Annotated in this window: 2 protein-coding genes and 2 pseudogenes; 2 read left to right on the forward strand and 2 right to left on the reverse strand. The window is 67.5% G+C overall.

The genetic code is table 11. The features are described 5' to 3' along the window. Both DYI24_RS24875 and DYI24_RS24880 read right to left on the reverse strand, forming a co-directional pair. A pseudogene (locus tag DYI24_RS24875) lies at positions 1-438 on the reverse strand (arginine--tRNA ligase); the annotation flags it as partial. A 51-nt stretch (positions 439-489) separates the two neighbouring features. Then, positions 490-1,704, reverse strand: a complete 1,215-nt coding sequence (locus DYI24_RS24880) for a deoxyguanosinetriphosphate triphosphohydrolase (protein WP_164574228.1) — start codon at positions 1,702-1,704, stop codon at positions 490-492. Between the two features lie 106 nt (positions 1,705-1,810). On the opposite strand from DYI24_RS24880, the gene erpA reads away from it, so the two are divergent. After that, positions 1,811-2,143, forward strand: a complete 333-nt coding sequence (gene erpA / locus DYI24_RS24885) for an iron-sulfur cluster insertion protein ErpA (RefSeq protein ID WP_107344758.1) — start codon at positions 1,811-1,813, stop codon at positions 2,141-2,143. A 229-nt stretch (positions 2,144-2,372) separates the two neighbouring features. Beyond that, positions 2,373-2,552, forward strand: a pseudogene (locus DYI24_RS24890) (cache domain-containing protein); the annotation flags it as partial.

Consider the following 2,552-nt stretch of genomic DNA (forward strand, 5'->3'; position numbering starts at 1 on the left):
GACATGCATCGCGCCGGTCGGATTGGCCGAGACGTATTCGACGTTGACCTTCTCGCCGCCGCCGATGGTGCTGCGGCCGTAACCTGTGCCGGCATCGAGCACGGCGCGCAGCGCCTCCGCCCACACCGCCGGCTTCAGCGTCAGGTTGATAAAGCCCGGGCCGGCGATCGCGACCTGGTCGATCAGCTCCTCGGCGCGCAGTTTGTCGGCGATCTTGTCGGCGAGGTCGCGCGGCTTGGCCTTGGCGTCCTTGGCCAGCACCATCGCCGCATTGGTCGCCATGTCGCCGTGGGAGGCGTCCTTGGGCGGCTCGACCACGATACGCGACAGGTCGATCCCGGCGGGCAGCGCGCCCTCTTCGATCAGCGCCCCGCACACAGCGTGCACGCGCGACAGGAGACGGGCGAAAAGATGCGTGGACATCGGGAGCTCGGCCATATCTGACAAGGGGAAAATGGAGCGGCCGTTTCGGGCCGGTCGAGGCGCCGCCTAACGCAAATCCGGGGTCGAGTCAAAAAGCCGCTGATGCTCGGCGAGCGCGTAGCGGTCAGTCATCCCGGCGATGAAATTGCGAATCCGCAGCAGGCGGTCGGCTTCGCACTCGGCCACCGGGCCGTTGGCCGGCAGCCAGTCCGGCGGCAGGTCCGACGGATGGTCGCAATAGCGCTGAAACAGGTCGGCGACGATCGCCTCGGCGTCGCGCATCACCTTCATCACCCGCTCGGCGCGGTACATCCGGGTCCAGAGGAACGCCTTGATCTCGGCCTCGGCTTTGGCTGTCTCGGCCGGAAACGCCACCAGCGCCCGCTCCGCACGGCGAACGTCATCCGCCGAGCCCGGCCCCGCCTCGCTGATCCGGCGCTCCGCCTCGGCCGCGACCGCGCCGATGAAGTGCGAGATCAGCTCGCGCACCAGCTCGGCCCCGCGCCGGCCGTCGTCAAGTCCCGGATAGCGCTTATCGATCGCGGCGATGATCCGCGCCACCAGCGGCACCTCCACCAGATCGTCGATGCCGAACAGCCCGGCGCGCAGGCCGTCGTCGATGTCGTGGGCGTCGTAGGCGATGTCGTCGGCGATCGCCGCCACCTGGGCCTCGAGCGAGGCGAAGCTCCACAGCTGCAGATCGAAGCGCTGGTTGAACTCGGTGATGCCGCGCGGCACGCCGTGTTCGGCATAGCGTGGCAGCGGCGCGCCGGCGCGGTCGGTCAGCGGGCCATTGTGCTTGACCACGCCTTCCAGCGTTTCCCAGGTCAGGTTGAGCCCGTCGAACTCTGGATAGCGGTGTTCGAGTGCCGTCAGCACCCGCAGCGTCTGCGCATTGTGATCGAAGCCGCCGGCATCCTTCAGGCAAGCGTCGAGCGCGCGCTCGCCGGCGTGGCCGAACGGCGGATGGCCGAGGTCGTGGGCCAGCGCCAGCGTCTCGGTGAGGTCTTCGTCGAGCCCGAGCTGGCGGGCCAGCGCGCGGGCGATCTGCGCCACTTCCAGGCTGTGGGTCAGCCGGGTGCGGTAGTGATCGCCTTCGTGAAACACGAAGACCTGGGTCTTGTGCTTCAGCCGGCGAAACGCGTTGGAATGGATGACGCGGTCGCAATCGCGGCGAAACGCACTGCGGGTCCGGCTCGGCGGCTCATGGAATTGCCGGCCGCGGCTGTGGTCCGGATCGCAGCCAAAAGCTGCACGGGGAGCTGCCATACCGACCGACACGCGCGCGACTCGTCCTTCAACGTTTGATTCTGCGGTGCGGCGCACTTAACTATTGTTGGCAAAGAAATCCAATGACGGGCCCTGCCCGACGACACGGAGCGGCGAGATGACGGAATCGAGCGTCACCATCAGCGAACGCGCGGCGCGCCGGATCGGCGAAATCCTCAAGGGCGAAGGCCAGGGCGCGATGCTGCGGATCAGCGTCGAAGGCGGCGGCTGCTCCGGCTTCCAGTACAAATTCGACGTCGACCGCACCAAGACCGACGACGATCTGGTGATCGCCAGGGATGGCGCGGTGGTGCTGGTCGATTCCGCCTCGGTGCCCTTCCTCGCCGGCTCGGAAGTCGACTTCGTCGACGACCTGATCGGCGCCTCGTTCCGGGTCAACAACCCGAACGCCACCGCCTCCTGCGGCTGCGGCACCAGCTTCTCGATCTGACGACCTTCCCGACAGGACGGTTGCGGCGGCCGGGTGGCACCCGCAGCCGTTGGCTTTGAGACGCTAGGTCAAGACAAACGTCCCCTGCCGTACCTTCTGCTATTGGTTCCGGTTCCCAATTCCGCTAAGGCGCGGCCAAAGAACCCTCCGAACGACCTTTTGGCAGCGCGCGATGCCCCGCGCGCTGCGCGCCATGTCGAGGATGGGTCAACAGCCCCCGGAAACCTCGATGTCGTCGCCTCCCAGCGTTCCCCGTGTGCCTCTGCGCGTCTCCAGCGTCCAAGCCGGCCTGATCACAGCGCTGGTGCTGGCGCTGAGCTTCTGCGCGATGCTCGCCCTCACCTTCTCGATGCAGAACGACGTGATCGCGCGCGCCCGCGATCACCAGATGGCGGCGGTCAGCCAGGCG

Origin of the sequence: Rhodopseudomonas sp. BR0C11 (assembly GCF_010820945.1) — a bacterium.
GTDB classification, from domain to species: Bacteria; Pseudomonadota; Alphaproteobacteria; order Rhizobiales; family Xanthobacteraceae; genus Rhodopseudomonas; species Rhodopseudomonas palustris_H.